Origin of the sequence: Curtobacterium sp. NPDC090217 (assembly GCF_044746705.1) — a bacterium.
Taxonomy (GTDB): domain Bacteria; phylum Actinomycetota; class Actinomycetes; order Actinomycetales; family Microbacteriaceae; genus Curtobacterium.
This window is the reverse complement of the sequence record NZ_JBIVCR010000001.1, coordinates 1,283,843-1,309,621: the sequence shown is the minus strand read 5'-3', so window position 1 is coordinate 1,309,621 and position 25,779 is coordinate 1,283,843. Positions and strand designations below refer to the sequence as shown.

Genomic DNA, 25,779 nt, shown 5'->3' with positions numbered 1-25,779 from the left:
GCACAACCGAAAGCACTCCGCGCCACGCAACGCCATGGCGCGGAGTGCTTTCCGTTGTGCGGGTGCGATCCGCGCCGGCGGCCGGGAGCGGACGGGCGCGCCCCGCCACGCGTACGGTCTCGGGCATGGCGACGCTGCTCATCACCGGGGCGGCCGGACGCATCGCGACCGCGTTGCGCCCGAGGCTGCTCGACGCCGGACACGACCTCGTGCTGCTCGACGAACGACCGCCCGACCCGGCGGTCGGCGAGCGCGAGCGGTTCGTCCCGGGTTCGGTGAACGACCGTGACGCGCTCGAGCTCGCACTCCCCGGGGTCGACACCGTGGTGCACCTGGCCGGCATCCCCACGGAGGACACCTGGGAAGCCCTGATCGACGCGAACGTCACCGGGACCAAGAACGTCCTCGAGGCCGCTGCGGCTTCCGGGGTGCTCCGCGTGCTGCAGGCGAGCTCGATCCACGCCGTCGGCCGGGTACCCGAGGACGCCGCTGCCGGAAGCGTCCCCGGCGACCGACTCCCCCGGCCGGACTCGTACTACGGCTTCACGAAGGCTGCGATGGAGCTCCTCGGCAGCCTGTTCGCCGACCGGTACGACATGTCGATCGTGTCGGCACGCATCGGGGCGTTCGGGGACCGGCCGGACTCCCGACGGGCGTTGCTCATGTGGAGCTCCCCGGACGACCTCGCCCGGTTGGTTGCGGCAACGGTGGCGTTGACCGATGCCGGGCACCACGTCGTGTGGGCGGTGTCGCGGAACACGGGCGCCCCGGCGGACTTCGCGGCGGGCGAGCGGATCGGGTTCCGGCCCCGGGACGACGCGTCGGTGGTGCTCCCCGTCGATGAGCGGGACGACCTGCCGCCAGAGGACATGACGTTCCTCGGCGGCGGCCTGGCGGACGTCCCGCTCGGACACCCGCGCAGCTGACGCGCCAGCCGCCCCGCCCCGCGTCCGCGCCGCCCCGCGTCCGCGCGCCGTGGATGGAGCGGGCCATCGGCGGCGACACCACCCAGTCGGACACCGATACGATCGCAAGGACGCAAGCCGGAGGTCGATGCTGACTATGGGAGACGCGAAACCCGCGACGATCTACGACGTCGCTGCCCGGGCGGGGGTGTCGAAGTCGCTCGTCTCGCTCGTGCTGCAGCGCTCCCCGCGCGTGAGCGACGGACGACGGGCCGCAGTGCTCAAGGCGATCCAAGAGCTCGACTACCGTCCCTCCACCGCCGCCGTGTCCCTCGCCGGTACCCGCAGCCGCACCGTCGGCGTCGTGCTGGACGACTTCCGCAACCAGTGGTTCGTGGATCTGCTCACCGGGCTCCGCGAGTCGCTGCAGGACCAAGGGCACCGCCTCGTCGTCGCCGACCGGTTCCTCAACACCGGACTCGACGCCTCCCCGGTGGAGGGCTTCCTGTCCATGCGCGTCGAGGGGCTCGTCATCGCCGGCGAACCGGACACCGACCTCGCGATCCCCGCCTCGACCCCGCTCGTCATCGCCGGGGGCCGGGTCTCGATCCCCCGCGCGGACACCGTGGCGAACGACGACCGTGCGGGCGGACGGATGGCCGCCGAACACCTCATCGGCCTCGGGCACACCCGACTCGGGTTCGTCGGCGCCCGTTCGGCGGCCGCGACCGAACGCCTCGCCGGGTTCCGCGACGGCGTCGGCGAGGCAGCCACCGTGCACGTGTCCACCCTGCCGGAGGAACTCACCGAGGACGCCGGCTTCCGTGCCGCCACCGCGCTGTTCGACGAGCACCCCGACGTGACGGCGGTCTTCGGCGCGAACGACGTGATGGCGCTCGGCGCGATGTCGTCCCTCGCCGAACGCGGACTCCGGGTCCCCGAGGACGTCTCCGTCATCGGCTACGACGACACCCCGGTCGCCGCGACGCGGTACGTGGGCCTGACGAGCATCGACGACCGCAGTGTCGAGATCGGCCGAGGCGCCGGCGAGCGTCTGCTCGCACGCATCGCCGACCCGTCGCTCGCCGCGACGGAACTGCTGGTGGAACCCCGCCTGGTCGCCCGCCGCACCACCGCCGAACGCTGACGCGCACCGCCCTGGAGGCTCCCCCGGTCACGACACCCCGCTCACCTCCGCCGAGTGGTCACCATCGGTCGGTGCGCGTCGCCTGCTCCGACGGGTTGCGACCACTGGGCGAGACGCCGGCGGGGTGTCGTGACCAGTCGGGGCGGGGCGAAGCGGGGCGGGGCGAAGCGGGGCGGGGCGAAGCGAGACGGGGCGAGTCGGGGCGGGGCGAAGCGGGGGCGGGGCGAGACCAACCGCTGCCCTCAGCGACCGAGGAGCCCGAGGCCGTGCGCCTGCTCCACGGCCTCGCGGCGGCCGGAGACCCCGAGCTTCCGGTACACGCTCCTGACCTGGGTCTTCACGGTGTTCACCGACACGTGCAGCTCCGCCGCGACCTCCGGCAGGCTGAGCGGCTCCGCCAGCAGCCCGAGCACGACCGACTCCCGTCCCGACAGCGTCACGGCGACGTCCGGCCCCGGCATCACCGACCTGAGCCCGAGCAACGGCTCCAGGTAGGCGCGCCCACGCGGGTCGTCCGCGGCCTCGACGAGCTGCAGGACGTCGTCCCGCGGCGGCGTCAGGAGCTCGCCGCGCATGCCGTGCCGCTCGAACAAGTCGAGCGCCTCGCGGAAGGACGCCACGGCACCGAGCACGTCCCCGGTCCGCCGGAGTGCGACGGCCCGGAAGAGGACGAGCACCGCAGACGTCCTGGCCTCGTACCCGGACCGCACCGACACCGCGGTGACGACGCGCAGCGCCCGGTCCGGTTCGTCACGGGCGAGCGCGAGCGCCACGTGCTCCGCCGCCGTCCACGCCCGCACCGGACCGAGCGCGTCCAGGGAGCGCTCCGCCTGCCGCAGCTGCCCCGCCGCGAGCTGCAGGCGGATCCGGGAGCGCGCGAGCAACCGCGCCGCGACCCCGGTCGCCGCGCTCCGGAGCCGGAAGCGCTGCACCTCGGCGTCGTGCATCGCCAGCTGGTCCGCCGGGGGCACCCGTCCCGAGATGGTCGTCGCCCTTGCACGCAGCGCGAGCACGATCGGCCAGTGCTCGAACGCGCCGAAGAGCGGATCGATGCGCCGCAGCAGCCCGGTGACACGGTCGGGGTCGCCGTCCTCGAGCGCGACGACGGCGCTCGCCAGGACCCCGGTGGGCACGTCGAGCGCATCGCCGGCCTCGAGCAGGCGGCGCGCGACGTCGACCTCCCCGGCGAGGGCGTGCACGAACGCGGTGAGCCCGTCGACGGCGGCTTGCTGCAGCGGTCCGTCCGGCCCCGGCGCCGGCTCGATCCCGGCGAGCGTCGCCAAGGCACCCTCGGTGTCGCCGTCCATCAGCGCGGTCGCGGCGACCTGCTGCAGGACGTACGGGAGGCGCGGTGCCAGTTCCGTGCGCCCGTCACCGTCGAGCACGGCGAGTGCCCGGCCCACGGTCGCCGCGGCGCGACGGGCGCCGCGGTCGTCGCCGGCGATGCGTCGCGCCTGGGCGTCGACGGCGGCGAGGAACGGCAGCTCGTGGGCAGGGAGGCCGGACGTCCGCGCTGCGATCGCTGGCAGCACGGCGGCGTTCACGCGGGATGCCCGTGCGTGGTGCCGGTCGGCGGCCGCCTCTGCCCGGGCGATCGCGGCGAGGACCACCGGGTGGTCGGCTGCTCGGCGCGGCTGGATCGGGTCGAGGATGCGGGCGACCGCCGGTGCTCCCGGTCCGGTGATGCGGGTCCAGTTGCGGACGAGGACGTCGGAGAGGACGTCGAGGTCGCCGAGCTGCACGGCGGCGTCGATCGCCGGGACGGTCGCCTCGTGCTCGAGCGACCACGCCACCGCCTGCTCGGCGCGGACCCTGACCCCCTCGGGGTCACGACGGGCGGCGGCACGCCGGAGTGCGGCGGCGACCGCGGGGTGCCACGTGAACGCGTCGGTCTGGTCGTCGCCGCCGAACCCGGCAGCGCCGAACCCGGCAGCGCCGAGCCCGGCAGCGGCAGCGGCTCGGTACGGCGCGACGAGGTCGGTCACGCCGGTCAGGTGCCGGACGAGGTCGGCCGGGGCGTGCGCGGCGGTCGCGGCACGTTCGGCGAAGTCCCGGAGCCCCGGGTCGTCGAGCGTCGCCTCGACCCATTGCGCTGCCGCGCGGTCGGTCGCTCGGCGGAACCGGGCGGACACGTCGACGGGCGGACGGTCCTCGGCGGCGAGGAGCCCGCTCGCGGCGGCCAGCACCCCGGCGTTGCCCGCCGCGGACTCCGTCGCCCGTGCGACGACCGCGGGTGCCACGACGACGCCGACCGCACGGCCGACCAGGGTGGCGGTCTCCCCGGCGTCGAGGGCGAGGTCGCCCGGCCCGATCCGGACCGGGTCGTCGATCCCGTCGGGCCCGGGGACCCTGCCCGCCAGCACGAGCGCACCGTGTGCGGCGAACTCGACCACGGCACGGGAGCCGGCCGCCCCGAGGAGGTGCGCGTCGTCGACGAGGAGGGCGTGCCTCCCGTCCGGGTCACCGGCGGCGGCGACCGCCACCGCGGACGTGACCGCCTCGTCGCCCGCGCCGGCCGAGACGACCACCACCGTGCGTCGTGTCCGGTCGGCCCAGTCCTCGACGAGTGTCGTGACCCCGGCGCGCGGCGGCCCCTCGACGACGACCGGGCACCCGTCGTCGAGCGCGCGCTCGACGCGGTCGACGAGACGGGGCCGGTGCACGACGGGCGCGTCGGCACGCCGGACCACCGGTCCGGTCGTGCCGACCTGCGTGCGCGGGAGCGGGGTCACTGCGTCAAGCGGCGAACCGCTCCACGCGGAGGACGCACGACAGGCCGCTCTCGGACGTGTCGATGGTGGTGTCCCAGTCCTTCGAGGCCTTGGCGTCCACGCCGTCGACGTCGACCTCCTTGACGGCCCGGGTGTCCGACGCGCCCTTCAGGAGCGAGACGTAGATGCGGTAGCTCTGCGCGCTGTCCTCGGGGTTCTCCGCCGATCCCTTCACGGACCACGACGACCCGTCACGCTTGCACGAGGTGACCTGGACGTCCTTGACCGCTCCGACGTAGTCGCCGTCACCGCCTGCCGGGGTCTGCACCTCGGTGATCGCGGGCTGCTCGGTGGCGGACGCCGACGCGGACGCCGAGGCCTTGCCGTCCGGGGCGTCGCCGGAGCACCCGGCGAGGCCGAGCCCCAGTGCGGCGACCCCGGCGAGGGCGAGCAGTCGGACGGAGACGGAGCGCGTGGGGCGCAGGGTCATCGGTGTTCCTTCCTGGAGCGGCGGCGGTTCCCGATGACCGCCAGTGCGAGGCCGAGCAGCACCATCAGGGCGGCTGCGGCCAGCGCCGGGGCGGGGTCCGCCCCGGTGAACGCGAGGGCAGGGACCCCCGCAGCGGGACGGGTGGTGATCCGGACACTGTCGGGCGCGGACACGACCGGGTCGTCGCCGGGCAGGGCCCCCGGTGGCGGCGTCCCGATCGCCGTCGCGCTGTTGACAACCGTACCCGCGGCGCCGTCGGACTGTCCGACCGTGTATGCGGCGGTCGCGGTGACGCGCTCCCCCGGCTCGAGCACACCGGGCGTCCCTGGCCACTGGCCGTAGACGACGGTGCCGAGCCCGGCGAGCCGGTCGTCGACGTGCACGTCGTGCAGCGTCACGGTGCCGGTGTTCACGAGCGTGAAGCCGTACTGCAGCCGCTGTCCGACGGTGCCGTCGGTGCCCTCGGCGTACTGCACGGTCTTCGTGATCGTCAGGTCGCCGACCGCTCCGGCGTCCCCGACCGGCACGGTCGCACCGGACGGGGTACTCACGACGACGGTGCCGGTCGGGCCCGTGCCGGTCGCGGTCGCGGTGTTCACGACCGTGCCGGCGTCGACGTCGGCCTGGGTGACCGTGTACCTCGCGGTACCGGTGGCGGTCTGGCCGATGTCGAGTCGTCCAGGGGTTCCCGGCCACGTCCACGTGACGCCAGAGAGCCCGGCCATCGGTTCGTCGAGTCCGACGTCCGTCAGGATCGCGTTGCCGTCGTTCGTGACGCGGAACGTGTAGTCCACGGGGTCGCCGACCGCGCCGCTCCCCGACAGTTCGCCGGTCTTCACGAGCGTCAGGTGCGGCGCCGTCGGCAGGCTGATCCCGGCGTTCGACGAGTCGTTCACCGGTACGCCGTCCGGGGCGTACCCGGTGGCCGTCGCGGGCGAGGTCACGAGGCCCGCGTCCACGTCGGCCTGCGTCAGCACGTACGTGGCGTCCGCCGTGACGGACTGCCCGGGCGTCAGCACGCCGCTGGTGCCCGGCCACTGGTAGGTGATCGCGGAGACGCCGGCCTGGGCGTCGCGGACCGAGACGCCGTACAGGGTCTGGTCCCCGCCGTTCGTCACGACGTAGTGGAAGCGCACGGTGTCACCCGCGACGCCGGTGGCCCCGGGTGCGAGCTGTGCGGTCTTCACGATCGTGATGCCCGGCGTGGCGCTCGGCGTCGGCACGGTGGCGGATCCGCCGGCCGAAGCCGAGGTCCCGTCCGGCCCGGTGCCCGTGGCGCGCGCGGTGTTCACGACCCCGCCCGCGTCGACGTCGGCCTGCGTGAGCACCGAGGTCCCGGTGATCCGGACGGTCTGTCCGGGTGCGAGGACACCCGCGCCGCCCGGCCAGGTCGTGCCCGTCGTGGCGAACCCGGCGAGGTCGTCCGTGACGGCGACGTCGGTGAGGGTCACCGCGCCGGAGTTCCGCACGTCGATCGTCCACCGGACGGTGCTGCCGGCGGAACCGCTGCCCACGAGGGTCCCCGACTTCACCACGGACAGCCCCGGGGTCCCGGAGATCGTCGTGGCGCCGTCGTCGGACGCCCGAACGGTCGCCCCGGCGGCGCTCGTGCCCGAGGTCGTCGCCGTGGACGCGATCCGCCCGCGGTCGACGTCCGCCTGCGTCAGCGTGTAGGTCGCCGTCGCCGTCGCGGACTGCCCGGGGCGGAGCACCCCGGACGCGCCCGGCCACTGCACGCTGACCGCGCTGAGCCCCTGCTGCCCGTCGGCGACCGTGACACCGGAGAGCGTCGCCGTGCCGGTGTTCGTGACGGTGAATGTGTACGTCACCCGGTCGCCTGCTCGACCGGCTGCCCCGTCGGCGAGCTGCTGGGTCTTGTCGATGGTGATCCCGGCGGCGGCAGCGGCGAGTCCGACGGTCGCCGAACCGGAGGCCGTCACCGGCCCACCCGTCGGCGGGCTCGCCGTCGCGGTCGCGGTGTTCAGCACGCTGCCGGCGTCGACGTCGTCCTGGGTCACCGTGTACGCGGCGGTCGCCGTGGCGGCCTCACCCGGTGCGAGCGTGCCGTCGAACGAGTCGGCGAAGCGCAGCGCGCCGAGCCCGGGCAGCGGGTCCGTCGCCGCGATGTCGTGGAGCGTCGTGGTCCCGGTGTTCCGCACGGTGACGGTGTAGTCGACCGTGTCACCGACCGATCCGGTGGCGCCGTCGCGGAGCACGCCGGACTTGGTCACCGCGAGCGACGGCGATCCCGGCAGCACCACGGTCGCGTCGGCGGTCGCGTCGACGGACGGCCCGGTCGGCGGCGTGCCGGTGGCGGTCGCCGAGCTGCCGAGGGACCCGCGGTCGACGTCCTGCTGGGTGAGCGCGACCGTCGCGGTCGCCGTGACGGTCTGCCCCGGAGCGAGGACCCCGGCGGCACCCGGCCAGTCGTACGACACGGTGCCGACGCCGTCCTGCGCGTCGGTGACCGTGACGCCGTCCAGCGTCGAGGTGCCGGTGTTCGTCACGCGGTACGTGAACGTCACGACGTCGCCGGCACGAGGCGCGGTGTCGCCGTCCGGCAGCGCCGCGGTCTTCGTGATGCCGATGCGGGCATCGGCGGGACCGGTCGCCACGGTCGCGGAGGCGTCGGCGGTCGCGGCCTGGCCGTCGGGCGCCGTCGCCGTGACGGTCGCCGGGTTGGCGACGCTGCCGCGGTCGAAGTCGGCCTGCGTGATCGTCGACGTGGCGGTGGCGGTGACGACCTGCCCCGGTGCGAGCACGCCGTCGGCCCCCGGCCACGGCCCGAACGCCGCGTCGCCGAGCTGCGCGCGGAGCGCTGCCTGGTCGAGCGTCACGGTGCCGGTGTTCGTCACGGTGAACGTCCACTGCACGGTGTCGCCCACGGCGCCGGTCGCGCCCGGTGCCAGGGCACCCTGCTCGGACAGCGCGATCGCGGGCTGCGGCGCGATGGTCACGACGGCCGAGTCGGTCGCGGTGACGGTCGCGCCGCCGGGTCCGCTCCCGGTCGCGGTCGCACGGGAGGCCTGGCTCCCGGCATCGACGTCGGCCTGCGTGAGTGCGGTGGACGCCACTGCCCGCGCGGACTCCCCTGGCGCCAGGACCCCGGTGCGTCCCGGCCAGTCGACCCTGATGGTCGAGACACCGACGCGGGCGTCGGTCACGGTGACCCCGGAGAGCGTCGCGGTGCCGGTGTTCGTCACGACGTAGCCGAACTCGATGGTGTCGCCGGCGGCACCGGTGGAGCCGTCCGCGAGGCGCGCGGTCTTCGTGACGGCGATGCGCTGCTCGGCGGAGCGGAGCACGACGGTGGCGCTGTCGTCCTGCGCGCCGGGGTCCGTGACGCCGTCGGGTGTGGCTGCCGTCGCGGTCGCGCGGTTGACCACGCTGCCCGCGTCGACGTCGGTCTGCGTGACGGTCGAGCGTGCCGTGGCGGTGACGGACTGTCCGGGCAGCAGGGTGCCGGCGGTGCCGTTCGGCCACGCGGACACCGTCGGGTCGGAGACGCCTGGCAGGGTGTCCGCGACGTCGACGTCGGTCAGCGTGACCGTGCCGGTGTTCGTGACGCGGTAGGTCCAGTCGATCCGGTCGCCGAGGACGCCCCGGGCGCCGTCGGCGAGCGCGCCGCGCTTGTCGATCGTCCACGAGCCGGTGCGGACCGTGTCGACCCCACCCGTCGCGGTGTCGCGCACGACGTCCCCGGCCGGGGTCGTCGCGGTCGTGGTCGCCGTGCTCTCGATCGAACCGCGGTCGACGTCGGCCTGGGTCAGCACGTACGTCGCCGTGGCGGTGACCGACTGCCCTGGTGCGAGCTGTCCGGCGCGTGCCGGCCACGAGCCGAAGGTCACGGTGCCGAGGCGGGCCTGGTCGTCGTCGAGCGTGACGCCGTCGAGGGTCCGGTTGCCGGTGTTCGCGATCGTGAAGGTGAAGGTGACGGTGTCGCCGGCCACGCCGGTGCCGCTCGTCACCCGCTCGTCCTTGACCAGCGCGATGCCGTCGGCCGGGTCCGCGGTGCGCACGGTGGTGCTGTCCGTGCGCGTGACCGGTGCCCCGGCCGGCGGGTTGCCGGTCGCGGTGGCGGCGTTGACGATGCTGCCGGCGTCGACGTCGGCCTGGGTGACCGTGTACTCCGCCGTCGCCGTCACGGTCTGCGACGGCGCGAGGGTTCCAGCGGTGCCCGGCCAGTCCGCGTCGATCGCGGACAGCCCGGCGAGGCGGTCGGACAGCGTCACGCCGGAGAGCGTGACGGTGCCGGTGTTCCTCGCCGTGAGCGTGTAGCGGACGGTGTCGCCGACGCGGCCGATGCCACCGTCGGTGTACGCGGCGGACTTCGAGAACGTCAGCGCGGCGTCGGGGACGATCACGACGGTCGCGGCGTCGGTGGCGCTGGCGCGGTCACCCGTCGGCGGGTTGCCGGTCGCGGTGACGGTGCTCGTCAGGGAGCCGCGGTCCACCTCGGCCTGCGTCAGCACGTGCGAGGCGGTCGCCGTCACGGTCTGCCCCGGTGCGAGGCGTCCGGCGGTGCCCGGCCAGGTGCCGTAGGCGATCGCGGAGACGCCGTCCTGGTCGTCCGCCGCCGTCACGCCGGTGAGGGTGACGTTGCCGGAGTTCGTGATCGTGTAGCGGTACTCGACCCGGTCACCCGCGGCACCGGTGGCACCGTCCGCGAGGGTCGCCGACTTCACGACGCCGATCCGCGGGCCGGACGCTGCGGTCTGCACCGTCGCGGTGTCGGAGTCGTCCACGACGGAGCCGTCCGGCGCGGTGCCGGAGACGGTCGCGGAGTTCGTGACGGACCCGGCATCGACGTCGGACTGTGCGATCGTCGACGCCGCGGTCGCCGTGACGGTCTGCCCCGGCGCCAGGACACCGGTCGCGCCGGGCCAGGTGCCGACGGTCGGGTCGGAGATCCCGGCGAGGCCGTCCGCGACGGAGACGCCCGTCAGCGTGACGTTGCCCGTGTTGGCGATGGTGAAGGTCCAGCGGATGCCCTCGCCGGCAGCGCCGGTGGCACCAGGCGCAAGCCGGCCCGCCTTGGTGACCCGGAGCCCTGGAGCCGCCAGCAGGTCGACGCCGGCGGTGTCGGTGGCGCGCACCGAGCCTCCCGTCGGGGCGGACCCGGTGGCGGTGGCGGCACTCGCGACGCGACCGGCGTCGATGTCCGCCTGGGTGAGGGCGTAGGTCGTCGTCGCGGTGACGGACTCGCCGGGGGCGAGGCGACCGGACGCACCGGGCCAGGCGCCGTAGGCGACGGTGCCGACGCCCTGCTGCTCGTCGGCGACCCTGATGCCGGTGAGGGTCTGGTTGCCGGTGTTCGTGATCGTGTAGCCGAGGCGCACGGTGTCGCCGACCACCGGCGTCCCGGTACCGGTGCGCTCCTCGGTCTTGGTGAGTGCGATCGCCGGTGCGCCGTCGGACGTGCGGATCGTGGCGCTGTCGGACGCGGTGACGTCGTCGCCGCGGGCCGGCGTCGCGGTGACCGTCGCACGGTTCACGACGGAGCCGGCGTCGACGTCCGACTGGGTCACGGTGTACGTGGCCTTCGCGGTCAGCGTCTGCCCGGGCGCGAGTGTGCCGTCGCCGTTCGGACCGTCGGCGACCGTGACCGGGCCGAGGCCGGCGAGCTCGTCGGCGACCCGGCTCGCGGTCAGCGTGACCTGTCCGGTGTTCGTGATCGTGAACGTGTAGCCCACGACGTCACCGACCCGGCCCGTGCCGCCACCGAGGTACGCCGCCTGCTTCTGGACCGAGACGTCCGCCGGGGCCGTCAGCGCGACGCTGCCACGGGCGGTGTCGGACACGGTGGTGCCACGAGGGGCGGTCCCCGTGGTCTCGGCGATGCTGGCGACGGAACCGCGGTCGACGTCCGCCTGCGTCAGCGTGACGGTCGCCGTCGCGGTGACGGACTGCCCAGGAGCGAGGGTCCCGACCGCGGACGGCCAGCTGCCGAACGCGATGTCGGACAGCCCGGGCTGCGCGTCGGTCAGCGTGACACCGGACAGTGTCGCCGTGCCGGTGTTCGTGACCGTGAAGCCGAGCCGGACGGTGTCGCCCGCGACGCCGGCAGCCCCGTCGGCGAGCCGCTCGGTCTTGTCGATCCGGATCCCCGGCGCTGCTGCGGCGAGCGGCACGGTGGCCGCGTCGCTCGCGGTGACGGTGTCGCCGGCGGGCGTCGTGCCGGACGCGGTGGCGTCGTTCGCGACACTCCCCGCGTCGACGTCGGCCTGCGTGACCCGGTACGTCGCGGTGCCGGTGACGACCTGTCCCGGTGCGAGTCGGCCGGTCGTGGACGGCCAGTCGGCGATCGTCACGGCGGACAGCCCGTTCAGGACGTCGTCGATCCCGACGCCCGTGAGCGTGACGTTGCCGGTGTTCTCGACGCGGAAGCCGTACCGGACGGTGTCGCCGACGGCGCCGGTCGCCCCGGCGAGGGTCGCGGTCTTGTCGACGGTGATCGACCCGCGCGGTGCGACGGTCGCGCTGCCGTCGTCGGAGGCGGACACGGCGGCACCCCGCGGCGGCGTGCCCGTCGTGATCGCCGTGCTCGAGACCGAGCCGCGGTCGACGTCGGCCTGCGTGAGCGTGTACGTGGCGTGGGCGACGACGGACTGCCCGGGGGCGAGTCGGCCGGTCGCGGACGGCCAGGCGTCGAAGCGGACGCCGGAGACACCCTGCTGCGAGTCGCTGACCCCGACGCCGGTGAGGGTCACGTCGCCGGTGTTCGTCACGGTGAAGGTCATGTCGACGGAGTCGCCGGCTGCCCCGGTGGCACCGGCGGTCAGTCGCTCGTCCTTGACGATGCGGATGCCGGGAGCGCCGCTCGTCGTGACGACGGTCCGGGTGCCGCTGCCGGACACGCTGGTGCCGGCGGGCGTGGACGCGGTCGTCGTGGCCGTGTTCGCGATCGACCCGGCGTCGACGTCGTCCTGCGTGACCGTGCGGTCCGCGGTGACGACGACGGCCTGCCCGGGTGCGAGCGTGCCCGCGGTGGCGTTCGGCCACGTGGTGGTCGGGGTGCCGAGCCCGGCGATCGGGTCGGCGACCACCACGTCGGTCAGCGTCGTCTGTCCGGTGTTCGTCGCGGTCACGGTGTACCGGACGACGTCGCCGACCTGCACGGCGCGGATGTCGCCGCCACCGACCGTCGACGCGGTCTTCCTGGTGGCGACCGAGCTCGACGGGTCGAGCACGACCCGACCGTCGGACGTGGCGCTCACCGGCGCACCGGTGCGGCGGTCGGTGGCGGTCGTCGTCGCGGCGCTCGCGAGCGACACGTGGTCGTCGGTGTCCGCCGCCGCGCGGTCGACGTCGGCCTGCGTGAGCCGGTACGTCGCCGTCGCAGTGACGGACTGACCCGGCGCGAGCGTGCCGGTGGTGCCGGACGGCCACGCACCGAACGCGACACCGGACAGGCCCTGCTGCTCGTCGGTCAGGCCGACACCGGTCAGGGTGGTCTTCCCGGTGTTCGTGACGGTGTAGCCGAACCGCACGACGTCCCCGGCGACACCGGCGGACCCATCGGTCAGCGCCTCGGTCTTGTCGAGCGTGATCGTCGGCGCTGGTGCGTCGGTCGCGGTGGTCGACGCTGCGGTCTTCGTGATCGCGGCTCCGGTCGGCGGGCTGGCGACCGCGTTTGCGGTGTTCACGACGCTGCCGGCGTCGACGTCCGCCTGGCTGACCGTGTACGCCGCGGTCGCCGTCGCCTGCTGCCCGGGGAGGACCGTCCCGGGCTTCGACGGGTCCGGCCAGGTGTACGACAGGACGCCGACGCCCTGCAGCTGGTCGGTCATCTGGAGCAGGTCGAGCGTCGTGTTGCCGGTGTTCGCGGCGGTCAGCGTGAAGCGGAGCTCGTCGCCCGCGCCGGCACCGCTGCCCGTCGGGACGCCCGTCTTGTTGAAGGAGAACGTGTTGACCTGCGTGATCGGCACCGTGCGGTAGCTCGTCGCCGTGACCGCTGCGCCGCTCGCTGGCGTCCCCGTGGTGGTCGCGGGGCTCGAGACGAAGCCGGCGTCGATGTCCGCCTGGGTCAACGTGTGCACGGCGGTCGCGGTGACGGTCTGCCCGGGCGTCAGGCGTCCGGCGGTGCCGGAGGGCCAGGTCCCGACCGTGATGCCGTCGCCGTTCGCGCCGGCGTCCCGGATCGTCACGCCGGTCAGCGTGAAGTCGCCGGTGTTCGTCACGGTGTAGCCGAGGTCCACCGGGTCGCCGGGCTTCGGCGTGCCGGTACCGGGGACCGTCGCGGTCTTGACGATGCCGATCGCCGCCGTGTTGTCGGCGTCGGTCGCGATCGTGACGGTGGCGTCGCCGGACGTGGTGGCACCCGTCGGCGTGGTGCCGCTGATCGTCGCCGCGTTCGTGATCGAGCCGGCGTCGACGTCGGCCTGGGTGACGGTGTACCGGGCGACGGCGCGGACGCGCTCCCCCGGGGCGAGCGATCCGGCGGAGCCGCCGGACCACTCGACGTTCGTCAGGGTCGGCGTGCCGGTGACCGGGGTCGCCGAGGCGAGGCCGACGAGCTGGTCGCGGAGCGCGATCCCGTCGAGCGTGACCGTGCCGGTGTTCGTCGCGAGGAACGAGAAGACGACGGTGTCGCCGACCTTCCCGCTCTGCACGGCGCCGTCCGAGCCGACGTCGTAGCGCGCGGTCTTCGTCAGGGACACGGCCGGGGTCGGGGTGATCGTGACCCCGGCGCTCGCGGTCGCGGTGACCCGGGTGCCGGCGGGGGTCGTGCCGAAGGCCGTCGCGACGGAGCTGATGCCGCCCGCGTCGACGTCGGACTGGCTCAGCGTGTAGCTGGCCGTGGCGGTGGCGCTCCGGCCAGGAGCGAGCGTGATCGTGGTGTCGCCGTCGGCGAAGACGACGCTCGAGATGCCGCGCTGGGCGTCCTGCACACCGACGATGGTCAGCGTGACGTTGCCCGAGTTCGTGATGCGGTAGCGCATGTCGACCTGGTCGCCAGCGACGGCGGCGCGGGTGGTCGAGCCGTCCGCGGCGAAGGTCTCGGCCTTCGTGACGGTCAGGCCGGGGGCGGCGTCGTTCGTCGTCACGGTGGCCGACGCCGTCGCGGTGACGGTCGCGGGGTCGACACCCGTGGGGGCGGTCCCGGTGACGGACGACGAGTCGACGAGGGATCCGGCGTCGACGTCCTCCTGCGTGATGGTGGAGGTGGTCGTCGCGGTGACGGACTGTCCTGGGGCGAGGGTGTTCGGCGCGTTCGGCCATGCGTAGGTGACGGTGCCGCCGAGGGCGTGCACGATCTCCGGCACGGACAGGGTCACGGTGCCGGTGTTCGTCGCGCGGTAGGTCCAGGTCACGACGGACCCGACGCCGCCGGTGCCGCTCGTGACGGTGCCGCTCTCGGTGAGGGCGACCGCCGGCGAGCGGTTGGTGCTGACGGAGCCGGTGTCGGTGTCGCGCACGGTCGTCCCGCCCGGCGAGACGCCCGTCGTCGTCGCGGTGCTCGAGATCGTGCCCGCGTCGACGTCGGCCTGGGTCAGGGCGTAGGTCGCCGTGACGGTGACCGACTGCCCGGGGGCGAGCCGTCCGGCGGTGCCGGAGGGCCATGCGCCGTAGGTGAACGCGGAGATCCCGGACTGCGCGTCGGTGAGGGTGACGTTCGTCAGGGTCTGGTTGCCGGAGTTCGTGATCGTGTAGCCGAGGCGCACGGTGTCACCCGCGACACCGGTGGCGGTCGTGCCGAGCCGCTCGGTCTTGGCCAGGGCGATCGCGGGCGCACCACCGGCCGGCGTCACGGTCGTCGAACCGGTGCCGCGCACGGCGGAGCCGCCCGGAGTCGTGCCCGTCGTGGTCGCGGTGTTGACGATGCTGCCGGCGTCGATGTCCGCCTGGGTGATCGTGTACGTCGCGGTACCGCGGACGGTCTGTCCCGGCGCGAGCGTGCCGGAGGTGCCGGAGGGCCACGTGCCGTACGAGATCGTCGAGAGCCCGGACAGCGGGTCGCTGACGGCGACGCCGGTCAGGGTCGTGGTACCGGTGTTCGACACGTCGAAGCGGTACGTCACGGTGTCGCCGGCCCGGCCGGTCCCGCCGACGACGGCGCTCTTCGCGACCGCGATGCCGGGCGCCGCGGTGATCGCCGCCGATGCCGATGCCGGAGTCGTCACGGCTGTGCCGGAGGGCGTCGTCGCCGATGCCGTCGCCCGGTTCGCCACGGTGCCGGCGTCGACGTCGGCCTGCGTCAGCGTGTAGGACGCGGTCGCGGTGGCCGACTGACCAGGCGTCAGTCGACCAGCGGTGCCCGGCCAGGAGTACGTCATCGCACCGAGGCCGGCGTGCGGGTCGGTGATCGCGACGTTCGTGAGCGTCTGGTTGCCCGAGTTGGTCACCCGGAACGTGTAGACGAGGGTGTCACCGGCCCGGCCGGTGTACCCGTTGCCCGTCGCCACGCTCTTCGTGAAGCCGAGCGCCGGCGAGCCCGCGAGCGGGATCGTGCCGGAGCCCTGCGCCGTCGCGGTCGTCGTGCCGGACGGACCGGACCCGGACGCGGACGCGGTGTTCGTCACCGAGCCGGCGTCGATGTCCGCCTGGGTCACCGTGCCGGACGCCGTCGCGGTCGCGGACTGCCCCGGTGCGAGGGTCCCCGCGGTCCCCGGCCAGGTGTAGGTCAACGAGGAGAGCCCGGCGAGCGAGTCCGTCGCGGCGACGGACGTCAGCGTGGTGTTGCCGGTGTTCGTGATGCGGAGCGTCCAGTCGGCGCGGTCGCCGGCGGTCCCGGTCGAGCCCGCGGCGAGCGAGCCGGTCTTCGTGACGGTGATCGACGCCGTGCGGTCGATCGACACGCTGGTCGCGGTGGCCTGGGACACGACGGTGTTCGACGGGGTCGTGCCGGCGATCGTCGCGGTGTTCCGGACGGTGCCAGCGTCGACCTGCGCCTGCGTCAGCGTCGACGTGGCGGTCGCGGTGACGGTCTGCCCCGGAGCGAGGCGCCCGGTGGCCCCCGGCCACGAGGACGTGATCGCGGAGAGCCCCGCGAGCTGGTCGGTGATCGTGACGCCGGTGAGGGTCACGTTGCCGGTGTTCCGCGCGGTGAAGGTCCAGCTCACGGTCGACCCGGCCGCTGCACCCGACGGCGCCGTGCCCGTCTTCGTGAAGGACAGTGCACCGGACGCCGGCACGACGAGCGTCGAGGGGGACGACGCGGTGACGGCCGTGCCCGCGGGCGAACGACCCGTCGACTGGGCGGTGTTCACCACGCTGCCCGCGTCGACGTCCGCCTGGGTCAGCGTGTACGTCGCGGTCGCGGTGACGGACTGCCCCGGTGCGAGCGTGCCCGCGGTCCCGGAGGGCCACGTGCCGTACGCGATCGTGGAGACGCCGGCGAGCGCGTCGGACACGGTGACGCCGGTCAGCGTCTGGTTGCCGGTGTTCCGCGCCGTGAACGTGTAGTCCACGGTGTCACCGGCCTTGCCCGTCGCACCGGCGGCGAGCGCCCCGGTCTTCGCGACGGCGATCCCGGGCGCCGTCGGCACCGTGGTGCGGGCCGATGCGGAGTTGGTCGCGGTGCTGCCGTCGGGCGCGGCTCCGGTCGCGGTGGCCGTGTTCGTCACGACCCCGGCGTCGACGTCCTTCTGGGTCAGCTTGTAGGTCGCCGTCGCGGTGGCGGACTGCCCGGGGGTCAGGCGGCCCGAGGTGCCCGGCCACGAGTAGGTCAGCGAGGACAGCCCGGCCAGCGGGTCGCTGACGGCCACCCCGGTGAGGGTCTGGTTGCCCGAGTTCCGGACGGTGAACGTGTAGTTCACGGTGTCCCCGACGGCACCCGTCGAGCCCGAGGCGAGCGCCCCGGACTTCGCGACCGCGATGCCGGGTGCACGGGTCACCGAGACCGCGGCGGAGCCCGTCGACGACGCCGGGGAGCCGGTGCCGTCGGCCCGGGTGTTCCCGGAGGCCGTCGCGGTGTTCACGACGCTGCCGGCGTCGACGTCCGCCTGGGTCAGCTTGTACGTCGCCGTCGCGGTCACCGTCTGGTTCGGGGCGAGCTGGCCGCTGGTCCCCGGCCACGTGTACGTCACCGCCGAGATGCCGGAGAGCCCGTCCGCGATCGCGACCCCGTACAGCGTGGTGTTGCCGGTGTTCGTCGCGCTGAACTGCCAGTTCACGGTGTCACCGACCCCGCCGGTCGCACCGGACGCGAGCGAACCGGTCTTCGTGACGGCGATCTTCTGCGCCGCGGCCACGTTGACCGTCTTCGTGGTCTGGCCGCTCGTCACGGCCGTGCCCGACGGGTTCGTGCCGTTCGCGGTCGCGGTGTTCGTGATCGATCCGGCGTCGACCTGCGCCTGCGTCAGCGTCGACGTCGCGGTCGCGGTGACGGACTGCCCCGGTGCGAGCTTGCCTGTGGTCCCGGACGCCCAGGTGCCGTAGGAGATCGCGGACAGCCCGGCCAGCGGGTCGGCGATCGCGACACCGGTGAGGGTGCGGTTGCCGCCGTTGGTCACCCGGAACGTCCAGTTCACGGTGTCCCCGGCACGCCCGGTCGCGCCGGACGCCAGGCTCCCGTCCTTGACGATGGTCAGACTGGAGGCATCGGTCACCCGGACCGTCGCCGTCGCGTCGGTCGCGGTGACCGTCCCACCCGTGGCGGCCGTCGCGGACGCACCGGCGGTGTTCACGACGCTGCCGGCGTCGACGTCGGTCTGCGTGAGCGCGTACGTCGCGGTCCCGGTCACGGACTGCCCGGGAGCGAGCGTGCCGCTCGTGCCGGACGGCCAGGTGCCGAACGTGATCGCGGACACTCCCGCGAGTCGGTCGGTGATGCTCGCGGAGGTGACGGTCTGGTTGCCCGAGTTGGTCAGCGTGAACGACCAGGTCACACCGTCGCCGGCCTTGCCGGTCGAGCCGGCGGCGATCGCCCCGGTCTTGGCGAGCGTCAGCACGTTCGCGGCGGGGATCGCGACGGTCGCCGTCGCGGTCGGTGCGGTGACGGCGCTGCCGGTGGCGCTCCGTCCGGAGGCGGTGGCCGTGTTCGTCAGCGAGCCGGCATCGACCTGCCCCTGGGTCAGCGTCGAGGTCGCGGTTGCCGTGACGGACTGACCCGGCCCGAGCCTCCCGGCCGTCCCCTGCGGCCACGTGCCGTACGCGATGGACGAGACGCCGGCGAGCTGGTCGGTGATCGTCGCACCGGTGATCGTCTGGGCACCGGAGTTCGTCAGACGGAACGACCAGTTCACGGTGTCGCCGGCCTTGCCGGTCGCTCCGGATGCCAGCGCACCGGACTTCGTCAGGGTGAGCGCGTTCGCGGCGCCGAGCGGCTGCGTGCGCGACGCGGTCGCGGTGGGCGTGGGGCCGCCGTCCGGGTCCGTGCCCGTGACGGTGGCGGTGTTCGTGACGGTGCCGGCGTCGACGTCGTTCTGCGTCAGCGTGTACGTGCCGGTGGCCGTGACGGACTGCCCGGCGGCGAGCGCCCCGGCCGTGCCGGACGGCCAGGAGCCGTAGGTCAGTGCGGAGAGCCCGGCGAGCGGGTCCGTGATCGCGACGCCGGAGAGCGGGCCGGTGCCGGTGTTCGTCGCGGTGAAGGTGTAGTTCACGGTGTCGCCGGCCTTGCCGGTCGCTCCGTTCGCCAGGGCGGACGTCTTCGTGAGCCCGAGCGCGGAGAGGTACGTGTTCGTGGATGCCGTGTCGGTCACGGACACCGTGGTGTCGCTCGCGACCTGGCCGGTCGCGGTCACCGAGCTGGTGGTCGACGCTGCCGTGGGCGGCGGACCGGTGCACTGGACCGTGGCCGTCGCGCCCGACGCCAACGGTCCGGCGATGGTGGACGACGGCGTGCACGTCTCGGTGTCGGGGAACGTCAGGCGGATGTTCGACAGGGCGACCGACCCGTTGTTCGTCACCGTGATCGTGTAGGCCGTGTTCTCCGAGGCGATCCGGTACTGGTCGTTCGTCGAGCCGTCGAGGGTCTTCGACACGCTGAGCGCCGCCGTCGGCACGGACAGCACGGCGTTCTGCAGCAGGTAGGAGTCACCGCTCGTCCCGACCGTCAGGGTCATCGACGTGTCGCCCTTGTTGACACCGGAGAGCGTCTGGGTGTGCACGTCGACGCTCTGGTTCGTGAACGCGCTGGTGTCGCTCGTCTGCGTGTACCTGGCCGAGCCGTCCGCCTGCCCGACACCGATGTTGCCGCTCGCGCCCTTGGTGTTCAGGACCTCGGTCGCGGTGCCGCCCTGCGGGGTGTACCGCATGTAGTCGCCGGTGATGCCGCGGTCGCCCTCGTAGAGCGTGTACCCGAACTTCACGCCGGACTGCAGCGCCGAGAAGCCGGTGAAGTTCACGGTCAGCGGGCTGTCCGACGCGGCCTCGCGGACGTGGCCCTGGTAGTAGATGACCTTGTGCGGGGCGCTCGCGGCGTTCCCGGGGATGTACTTGCCGTAGTCGTACACGACCGTCAGGGACCAGCCCGCGTAGCAGCCGGCGCCGACCGCGGCCCAGATGTTCCCGGCGCTGACGTTCAGCGCGGAACCGGTCGTCGCGTTCGCGAAGGCGCTCGTCACGTCGGCGCTCGCCGAGTAGTACAACGCGCTCGCCTGGCTCGTCGGGTCCTCGAGGAGGGCGTCGGGCGCAACCGTCCGGATCGCGCCGGTGCCGACCTTGAGCTGCACGCCCTGCGTCCGGTAGCCGTTCGCCGCGTCCGGTCGCGTGGCGTACCACTGCGAGCCGTTCGCGGAGTTCCCCGAGCAGGTCACGTTGCCGGAGCCGGTGAACACGCCCGTGTTCGCGCTCCAGTCGAGGTACGCCTTCGTCACAGTCGCGCCGGACGGGATCGTCACGCTGCCGGTCGACGAGTTCGTGGTGAACCCGGACACCGTGTTCGAGTTCGTCATCTTGAAGTAGTCGTTGTACGACGTCGTGACGCCCGTGCCCGGGTTGTTCGCGTGCAGGTCGGTGCAGCTGCCGCTCGTGGTCGTCGCGGTGAGCGCGGTACCCGAGCACGCCAGGACGCCGTTGCCCGTCATGGTGAAGTCGCCGTTGACGGTCGCCTGGTAGTTCGGTGACTGATCGGCCCCGCTCCCCCACTGCACCACGGCCGCCTGCGCCACCCCGGTGGTACCCAGGGCGACGCCGGTGGTCGGGATGAGCACGGCGAGGGCCAACGCGATCCCGCGGAACCACCGGGGACGCGCGACGGATTCCGACCGATGCCGAGGGGAACGGGGCGCGAGCAGCACGTGTGTGACCTTCCGGACACGACGAGGAGACCCCTTCGTGTGGTCGGGTCCACGCGTGCAGGTCAGTTTGATCAGGGATTGCCGACCGCCTCAATGGCCGACTCCTCTGATCTTGGAGGGCGGAAAGGTCGAGGACCCCTCGTTCGGGGGTTTTTCACCCCGCCGTTCACCCTGTTCGGGGGACAGGTGTCGCCCATCGCTTCCCGGTGGCGCAGGGCCGCGGGTGCCGCACGTGCCGCACGTGCCGCTCGTGCCGCACGTGCCGGACGTGTCGCACGTGCCGGACGTGCCGCACTGGATCGAGTGCGCAGACGATGTGAGCGCTCCACCCCGGACGTCAGCACTTCTGCGCACTCATCTGCCGGAGCTGGCATCCACTACCTCGGCCCCGATCGAGTGCGCAGACGATGTGAGCGCTCCACCCCGGACGTCACCACTTCTGCGCACTCGGCAGCCGGACCCGGGACGGGTTCAGCGAGGGGGCGTGGCGTGCCGGACGATCCACGCGTGCATGACGATCGCGGCGGCCGCGGACGCGTTGATGCTCCGGGTGGAGCCGTACTGCGCGATCTCGAGGTGCCCGTCCGCGCCGGCGACGGCCTCGTCGGTCAGCCCGGGCCCCTCCTGCCCGAACAGGAACACGCAGCGCTCGGGGACCTCCGCGGTCTCGAGCATCTCGGCACCAGGGGTGTTGTCGATCGCGATGACCGGGCGTCCCTCGTCGCGCATCGCCTGCAGGAAGGACGCCACGTCGGGGTGGTTCCGCACGTGCTGGTACCGGTCCGTGACCATCGCCCCGCGACGGTTCCAGCGCCGGCGCCCGATGATGTGCACGGTCCCCGCGAGGAACGCGTTCGCCGACCGGACGATCGACCCGATGTTCAGGTCGTGCTGCCAGTTCTCGATCGCGACGTCGAACCCGTGTCGACGGGTGTCGAGGTCAGCGACGATCGCCTCCATCGACCAGTACCGGTAGGCGTCCACGACGTTGCGGGTGTCCCCGTGCTCGAGCAGCTCCGGGTCGAGCCGGGGATCGTCGGGCCACGGCCGCGGGTGCGGCCCGACCCCGTGCGTCGTGCGCTCATGGGTCGGCGCGGGCTCGTCGGTCACGGCTCCAGCGTACGGGCGAGCCGGCTCAGGGACTCTCGAGGCGGGAGCGGATCCGCGCGACGGCGGCTCCGAGCGACGCGACCGCCACCACTCCGAACAACACGCCGCTGAGTCCGAGGTGGAGCAGGTCGAGCCGCGATCCTGCCCACACGACGAGCGTCTCGCACACGATGGCCAGGACGGAGGTCACAGCCACGGACGCAGGGACGTCCGCGTTCGCCGGAGCGACGCATCCCGCGGCGTAGGCCACACTCGCCGCGGCGACGAGGGCGAGGGAGTGCTGCACGACGACGGACGGCTCGGGGACGGTCCCGATCACCCCGAACGCCGTACAGGTGAGGAGCACTGCCCACACCATCCCCGCCGCAACCTGTGGGACCACGATGCGGACTGCGGGCGTCCGGTGCTGCCGGTAGACCCACGACCAGGTCGCCACCCGACCCCACGACAGTTCGAGCGGCGCTGCCGCGAGCATCGCGCACGTCATGAGCGCCACGGAGAGCGGCATCACACCGTTGCGGGCGGCCACGCCCACGAGGGCGACCGTGACCACCGAGACCGCGAGCGACACCTGGCCGATGGGCTGCCGGACGACCATCGCGATCTCGCGCGTGAGCCAAGCACCGCCTCGGGGCAGGCATCGGCGCAACGTGACGAGGCGGTGGGGATGCCCGAGTGGCTCCAACCGCTGCGCGCAGCGGACGACGAGCAGGGCGACGAGCAGGACAGCGGTGGACAGCACCGCGGCGGACAGGGCGACGACCGATCCGTCGACACCCTGTCGCATCGTGACGACCTCCGACCAGATCGCCGCCGCCGGTGCCCTCCCCTCCCGCGCAGCGGATGTGGAGTCGTAGACCGTCACCCCGACCACCGTCACCGCGCCGAGGACCGCGATGAGCTGGACTGCGGCCGAACTGAGCCGTACCGCGGTGCCGATGAGGCGGAGGCTCTCCGCGACGATCGCGATCCCGAGGGCCGACGCGACGTTCGTTGCGAGCAGCGCGCACGCGGTGAACGGGCCGTCGCCGACGATCGACCCGAGGTACACCGACGGACCGATGGTCAACGCCCCGGACGCCGTCGTGATGAGCACCACGAAGGGAATGGACTCGCCCAGTCGGGCAGGGACACGACGCGCTGAGAGCACCTGGGCCGAGATCCGCACGGCGGAGTTGCCAGGTGCGAGGATCAGCACCAGGACCGCGATCCCTCCCGCACTCGCCACCTGCGCTGCGGAGAGGGCATCGACCAGCTGCGCGGCGTCGATGTACGACGCCTCGACGGCGTCGGCCGGGAGGAACCGCGCGAGGAAGTCGTACGCCACGACGTTGTACAGCACGACGGCGGCTCCGACGATCGCCGCGATGACCGTGGCGACCGCTCGACCGCCGACCGCTTGCTCGATGTGCCTGACGAGGACGAGACCGGTCGTGCGCGCGATGGCGAAGGTGGGCGTCATCGACGCGACCGTTCCGCGCGCGCCAGCGCACCGACGAACAGCGCACTGGATCGCGCGACGGACTCGCCGATCCCGGTCGTCGCGAGGAAGACGTCCTCGATCGAGCGTCCTCCCGCCGCGAGCTCGCGCACACTGTCGTCGACGATGAGGCGTCCCTGCTGGAGGACCAGGAAGCGCGTGGCCGTCGTCTGCGCAGATGGCAGGTCGTGTGTCGAGAGCAAGACGGCGCCTCCGTGCTCGGCGAAGTCGTGGATCAGCGCGCGCAGCAGCGCTCCGGACTCTGGATCGAGACCGCGGAGCGGCTCGTCGAGGATGAGGACGCTCGGACCTCGGAGCAGAGCCGCGAGGAGCTGGAGCTTCCGCTTCATCCCGTGGCTGAACGTGGACAGCAGCCGACCAGCCGCGTCGTCGAGCCGGAGGCACTCGAGCAGCCGCTGCCGATGTCCGGCCCCGACACGAGATCCGTGCAACGCCTCGGCGAAGTCGAGGTACTCGTGGCCGGTCAGGAGTTCGGGGAGCGGGAGGTCGTCCGGGCAGAACCCGATGCCGGTGTAGCCACCCGCTCTGATCCGGACGCCGTCTGCGAGGACATCACCCGAGGTCGGCTTCGTGAGACCGGTGATGACGTGGATCAGCGTGCTCTTCCCGGCCCCGTTCGGACCGACGAGCGCAACGACTTCGCCCGGCTCGATGGCGAAGGAGACATCGGCCAGCACTGCACTGGGCCCGTAGGACTTGGACACGGCTCGGACTTCAAGCATCAGGATCTCCTTCGATCGCGCGACGTACCTGGCTGCCGTCTGCGGCATGACGAGTCAGGCTGAGGAGGTGGACGGAGAACAGCGCGACGACGGGGTACGCGAGGATGAACGGGATCGGGAGCACGAGGATGAGGAGTCCGGAGGCCATCGCCGCGAAGGGGCCGGCGATCGCCACGGCGCCGTCCGCGTTGGTGCCGAGACTCCACCGGACAACACTCCCGGACGCCCACGCCCCGCGACCCGCGACGATCGCCCGGGCAGGATCGGCGAAGAGCACGTGCGCAACCGCGTGGCCGAGTTCGTGGATGAAGGACGACAGCACGAACAGCGAGAGCGCGACGACCATCGGTCCGAGGACGGCGGGGCCGAAGGCGACGACTCCGACGGTGCAGATCGCTGCGCCGGGCACGACCACGACGCCGAGGACGACGAGCGTCACTCGCCAGGAAGCCTGGCCGGCGGCGATGATCGCCGCCGGCCAAACTTCGCGCCTGCGATGTGTCACCCTCGGGGTACGGCCGCCCGGGTACCCGCTGCCGATCGACGCGAGATGAGCCAGGCGAGCACAGCTCCGACGAGCGCGAGGCCGACCGGGACGATCAAGAGACCGGGACCGCCGACCGCGGTCGCAGACCCCTCGATGGTCGAAGCGTGGACGATGGGCCCGATGGTCACGGCACCGTCGCCACTGAGCACGGACGCGAACGCCCACAGCCACAGTCCGCCGTCGATGACGATGCCCGAGAGCAGCCCCAGCAGCCCTCCGAGGAACGTGCCGAACAGTGTGCGCTGCGTGGACATGAGAGCCATTCCGCCGCTCACTTCAGCTTGTGGCAGGTGACCTTCACGGTCCAGTCAGACAGGCTCACGACGGAGTCGAGGACCCCACCGTTCGCCGCGCAGAGTGCGACGGCGCCGATCACGATCGTTGCGCCCAGCGCGAGCAGGACGACGATCGCCACGACGAGGATGATCGGGATCACGCCGTTCGATCGAACAGCGGGGTGAGCGGAACGCCAGGCGTTGATCAGTGAGACCTGAGCTGCATAGGCGGACGGCGACAATGCGGTCATTCGAAGACCCCCTTCTTGGTTGGTGTGTGAAATCCTGGCGTTCCACACTCCACGTGTCAAGGAGTTTTCGTTGACCTCGAAAATCAGCGGACGCGGGACTCGATCCCCGCGAGCAGGATGTCCAGTCCGAGGGAGAACCGGTCGTCGTACGAGTGCGACCCGAGGATCTCGCCGACGAGCGCGTGCCGCTCCGGGCGCCCGGCCTCGGCGTCACCACGACCGACCTGCACGCCGGCGTGCCCGACGACGAAGTCGTACACGACGAAGAACGCGTACATCGCCTCGGTGTCGGACAGCCCGGCGGAACGGAGCGCGCCGACGACCTTCGCGACGACCGCGTCCGACTCGCTCGACACGAGCGGCGCCCGGCTGCTGTGCGACTCGAGCACGAGCGGGTGGGTGCGCATCAGGTCCCGGAAGGTGGTGGCGAAGACGCGGACGATCTCCCGCCAGTCCGTCGGCCACACGAACGTCGCCGTGAACTCGTCGACCGTCCGGCGCACGAGCTCCGCGTGCAGGTCGTCGAGCCCGCCGATCGTCCGGTGCACCGTCATCGGCGCGACCCCGAGCCGGTTGCCGAGGGCACGGAACGACAGCCGCTCGAGACCGTCCTCGTTCGCGATCGCCGTCGCAGCGTCGATGACCTGCTCGCGGGTGAGCACGTTCGGCCGCCCCCGACGTCGTCGCGGAGCCGCCGGCACGACGGCGTCACCGGCCGACGGTCGTGGGGTGGCGGACGGGCTTCCGGGTTCGACGAGCACGGGTGGTTCTCCTGGTTCGGGACGGATCCCGCAGTTTCGGTACGGGTCTCGAAAAGCGTACGGCAAAGCCGAACGCCGTTCGGTGTCTCGACCATCTCGGGTCCGCGAGCGGCGCGCAAGAGCCGATCCGAGCCTCCCGGCCTTTTCCGAGCCGGCCACGGGCGGCGCCGCAACCGG

Annotated in this window: 12 protein-coding genes; 2 read left to right on the top strand and 10 right to left on the bottom strand. The window is 73.1% G+C overall.

Features of this window, described 5'->3' with window-relative positions:
• The first annotated feature begins 125 nt into the window (after positions 1-125).
• Both ACIPJ2_RS06475 and ACIPJ2_RS06470 read left to right on the top strand, forming a co-directional pair.
• Entirely contained in the window at positions 126-926 is an 801-nt protein-coding gene (locus ACIPJ2_RS06475; protein WP_402728074.1) for an NAD-dependent epimerase/dehydratase family protein, read from the top strand.
• Between the two features lie 136 nt (positions 927-1,062).
• On the top strand, positions 1,063-2,052 hold the full coding sequence (locus ACIPJ2_RS06470) for a LacI family DNA-binding transcriptional regulator (RefSeq protein WP_402728073.1): 990 nt from the start codon (positions 1,063-1,065) through the stop codon (positions 2,050-2,052).
• Positions 2,053-2,294: 242 nt separating this feature from the next.
• Here ACIPJ2_RS06470 and ACIPJ2_RS06465 read toward each other — a convergent pair whose 3' ends face one another.
• From ACIPJ2_RS06465 to ACIPJ2_RS06420, 10 genes are all read right to left on the bottom strand, one after another.
• The gene (locus tag ACIPJ2_RS06465; protein WP_402728072.1) at positions 2,295-4,784 is read right to left on the bottom strand and encodes a LuxR C-terminal-related transcriptional regulator; all 2,490 of its coding nucleotides are present in this window, start codon (positions 4,782-4,784) and stop codon (positions 2,295-2,297) included.
• 4 nt (positions 4,785-4,788) lie between these two features.
• Positions 4,789-5,253, bottom strand: coding sequence for a hypothetical protein (locus ACIPJ2_RS06460; protein WP_402728071.1), 465 nt, complete (start codon positions 5,251-5,253; stop codon positions 4,789-4,791).
• Positions 5,250-20,348 (bottom strand): hypothetical protein, encoded by a 15,099-nt coding sequence (locus ACIPJ2_RS06455; protein ID WP_402728070.1) that lies wholly within the window; start codon positions 20,346-20,348, stop codon positions 5,250-5,252. The genes ACIPJ2_RS06460 and ACIPJ2_RS06455 overlap by 4 nt, the downstream gene beginning before the upstream one ends.
• Positions 20,349-20,906: 558 nt before the next feature.
• Positions 20,907-21,545: a TrmH family RNA methyltransferase gene (locus tag ACIPJ2_RS06450; protein WP_402728069.1), complete on the bottom strand. Its 639-nt coding sequence runs from the start codon at positions 21,543-21,545 to the stop codon at positions 20,907-20,909.
• A gap of 25 nt (positions 21,546-21,570) precedes the next feature.
• Entirely contained in the window at positions 21,571-23,007 is a 1,437-nt protein-coding gene (locus ACIPJ2_RS06445; protein WP_402728068.1) for a hypothetical protein, read from the bottom strand.
• A complete protein-coding gene (locus ACIPJ2_RS06440) occupies positions 23,004-23,768 on the bottom strand; it encodes an ABC transporter ATP-binding protein (protein WP_402728067.1) in 765 nt (254 codons plus the stop codon). Before ACIPJ2_RS06440 ends, ACIPJ2_RS06445 begins: the two co-directional genes overlap by 4 nt.
• The gene (locus ACIPJ2_RS06435; protein WP_402728066.1) at positions 23,761-24,207 is read right to left on the bottom strand and encodes a hypothetical protein; all 447 of its coding nucleotides are present in this window, start codon (positions 24,205-24,207) and stop codon (positions 23,761-23,763) included. The genes ACIPJ2_RS06440 and ACIPJ2_RS06435 overlap by 8 nt, the downstream gene beginning before the upstream one ends.
• 62 nt (positions 24,208-24,269) lie before the next feature.
• The gene (locus tag ACIPJ2_RS06430) at positions 24,270-24,569 is read right to left on the bottom strand and encodes a hypothetical protein (RefSeq protein WP_402728065.1); all 300 of its coding nucleotides are present in this window, start codon (positions 24,567-24,569) and stop codon (positions 24,270-24,272) included.
• Positions 24,570-24,586: 17 nt separating this feature from the next.
• Positions 24,587-24,751: a hypothetical protein gene (locus ACIPJ2_RS06425; protein ID WP_402728064.1), complete on the bottom strand. Its 165-nt coding sequence runs from the start codon at positions 24,749-24,751 to the stop codon at positions 24,587-24,589.
• A gap of 173 nt (positions 24,752-24,924) precedes the next feature.
• Complete coding sequence (locus ACIPJ2_RS06420; RefSeq protein WP_402728063.1) at positions 24,925-25,602, bottom strand: TetR/AcrR family transcriptional regulator C-terminal domain-containing protein; 678 nt, start codon at positions 25,600-25,602, stop codon at positions 24,925-24,927.
• Between the last annotated feature and the right edge of the window lie 177 nt (positions 25,603-25,779).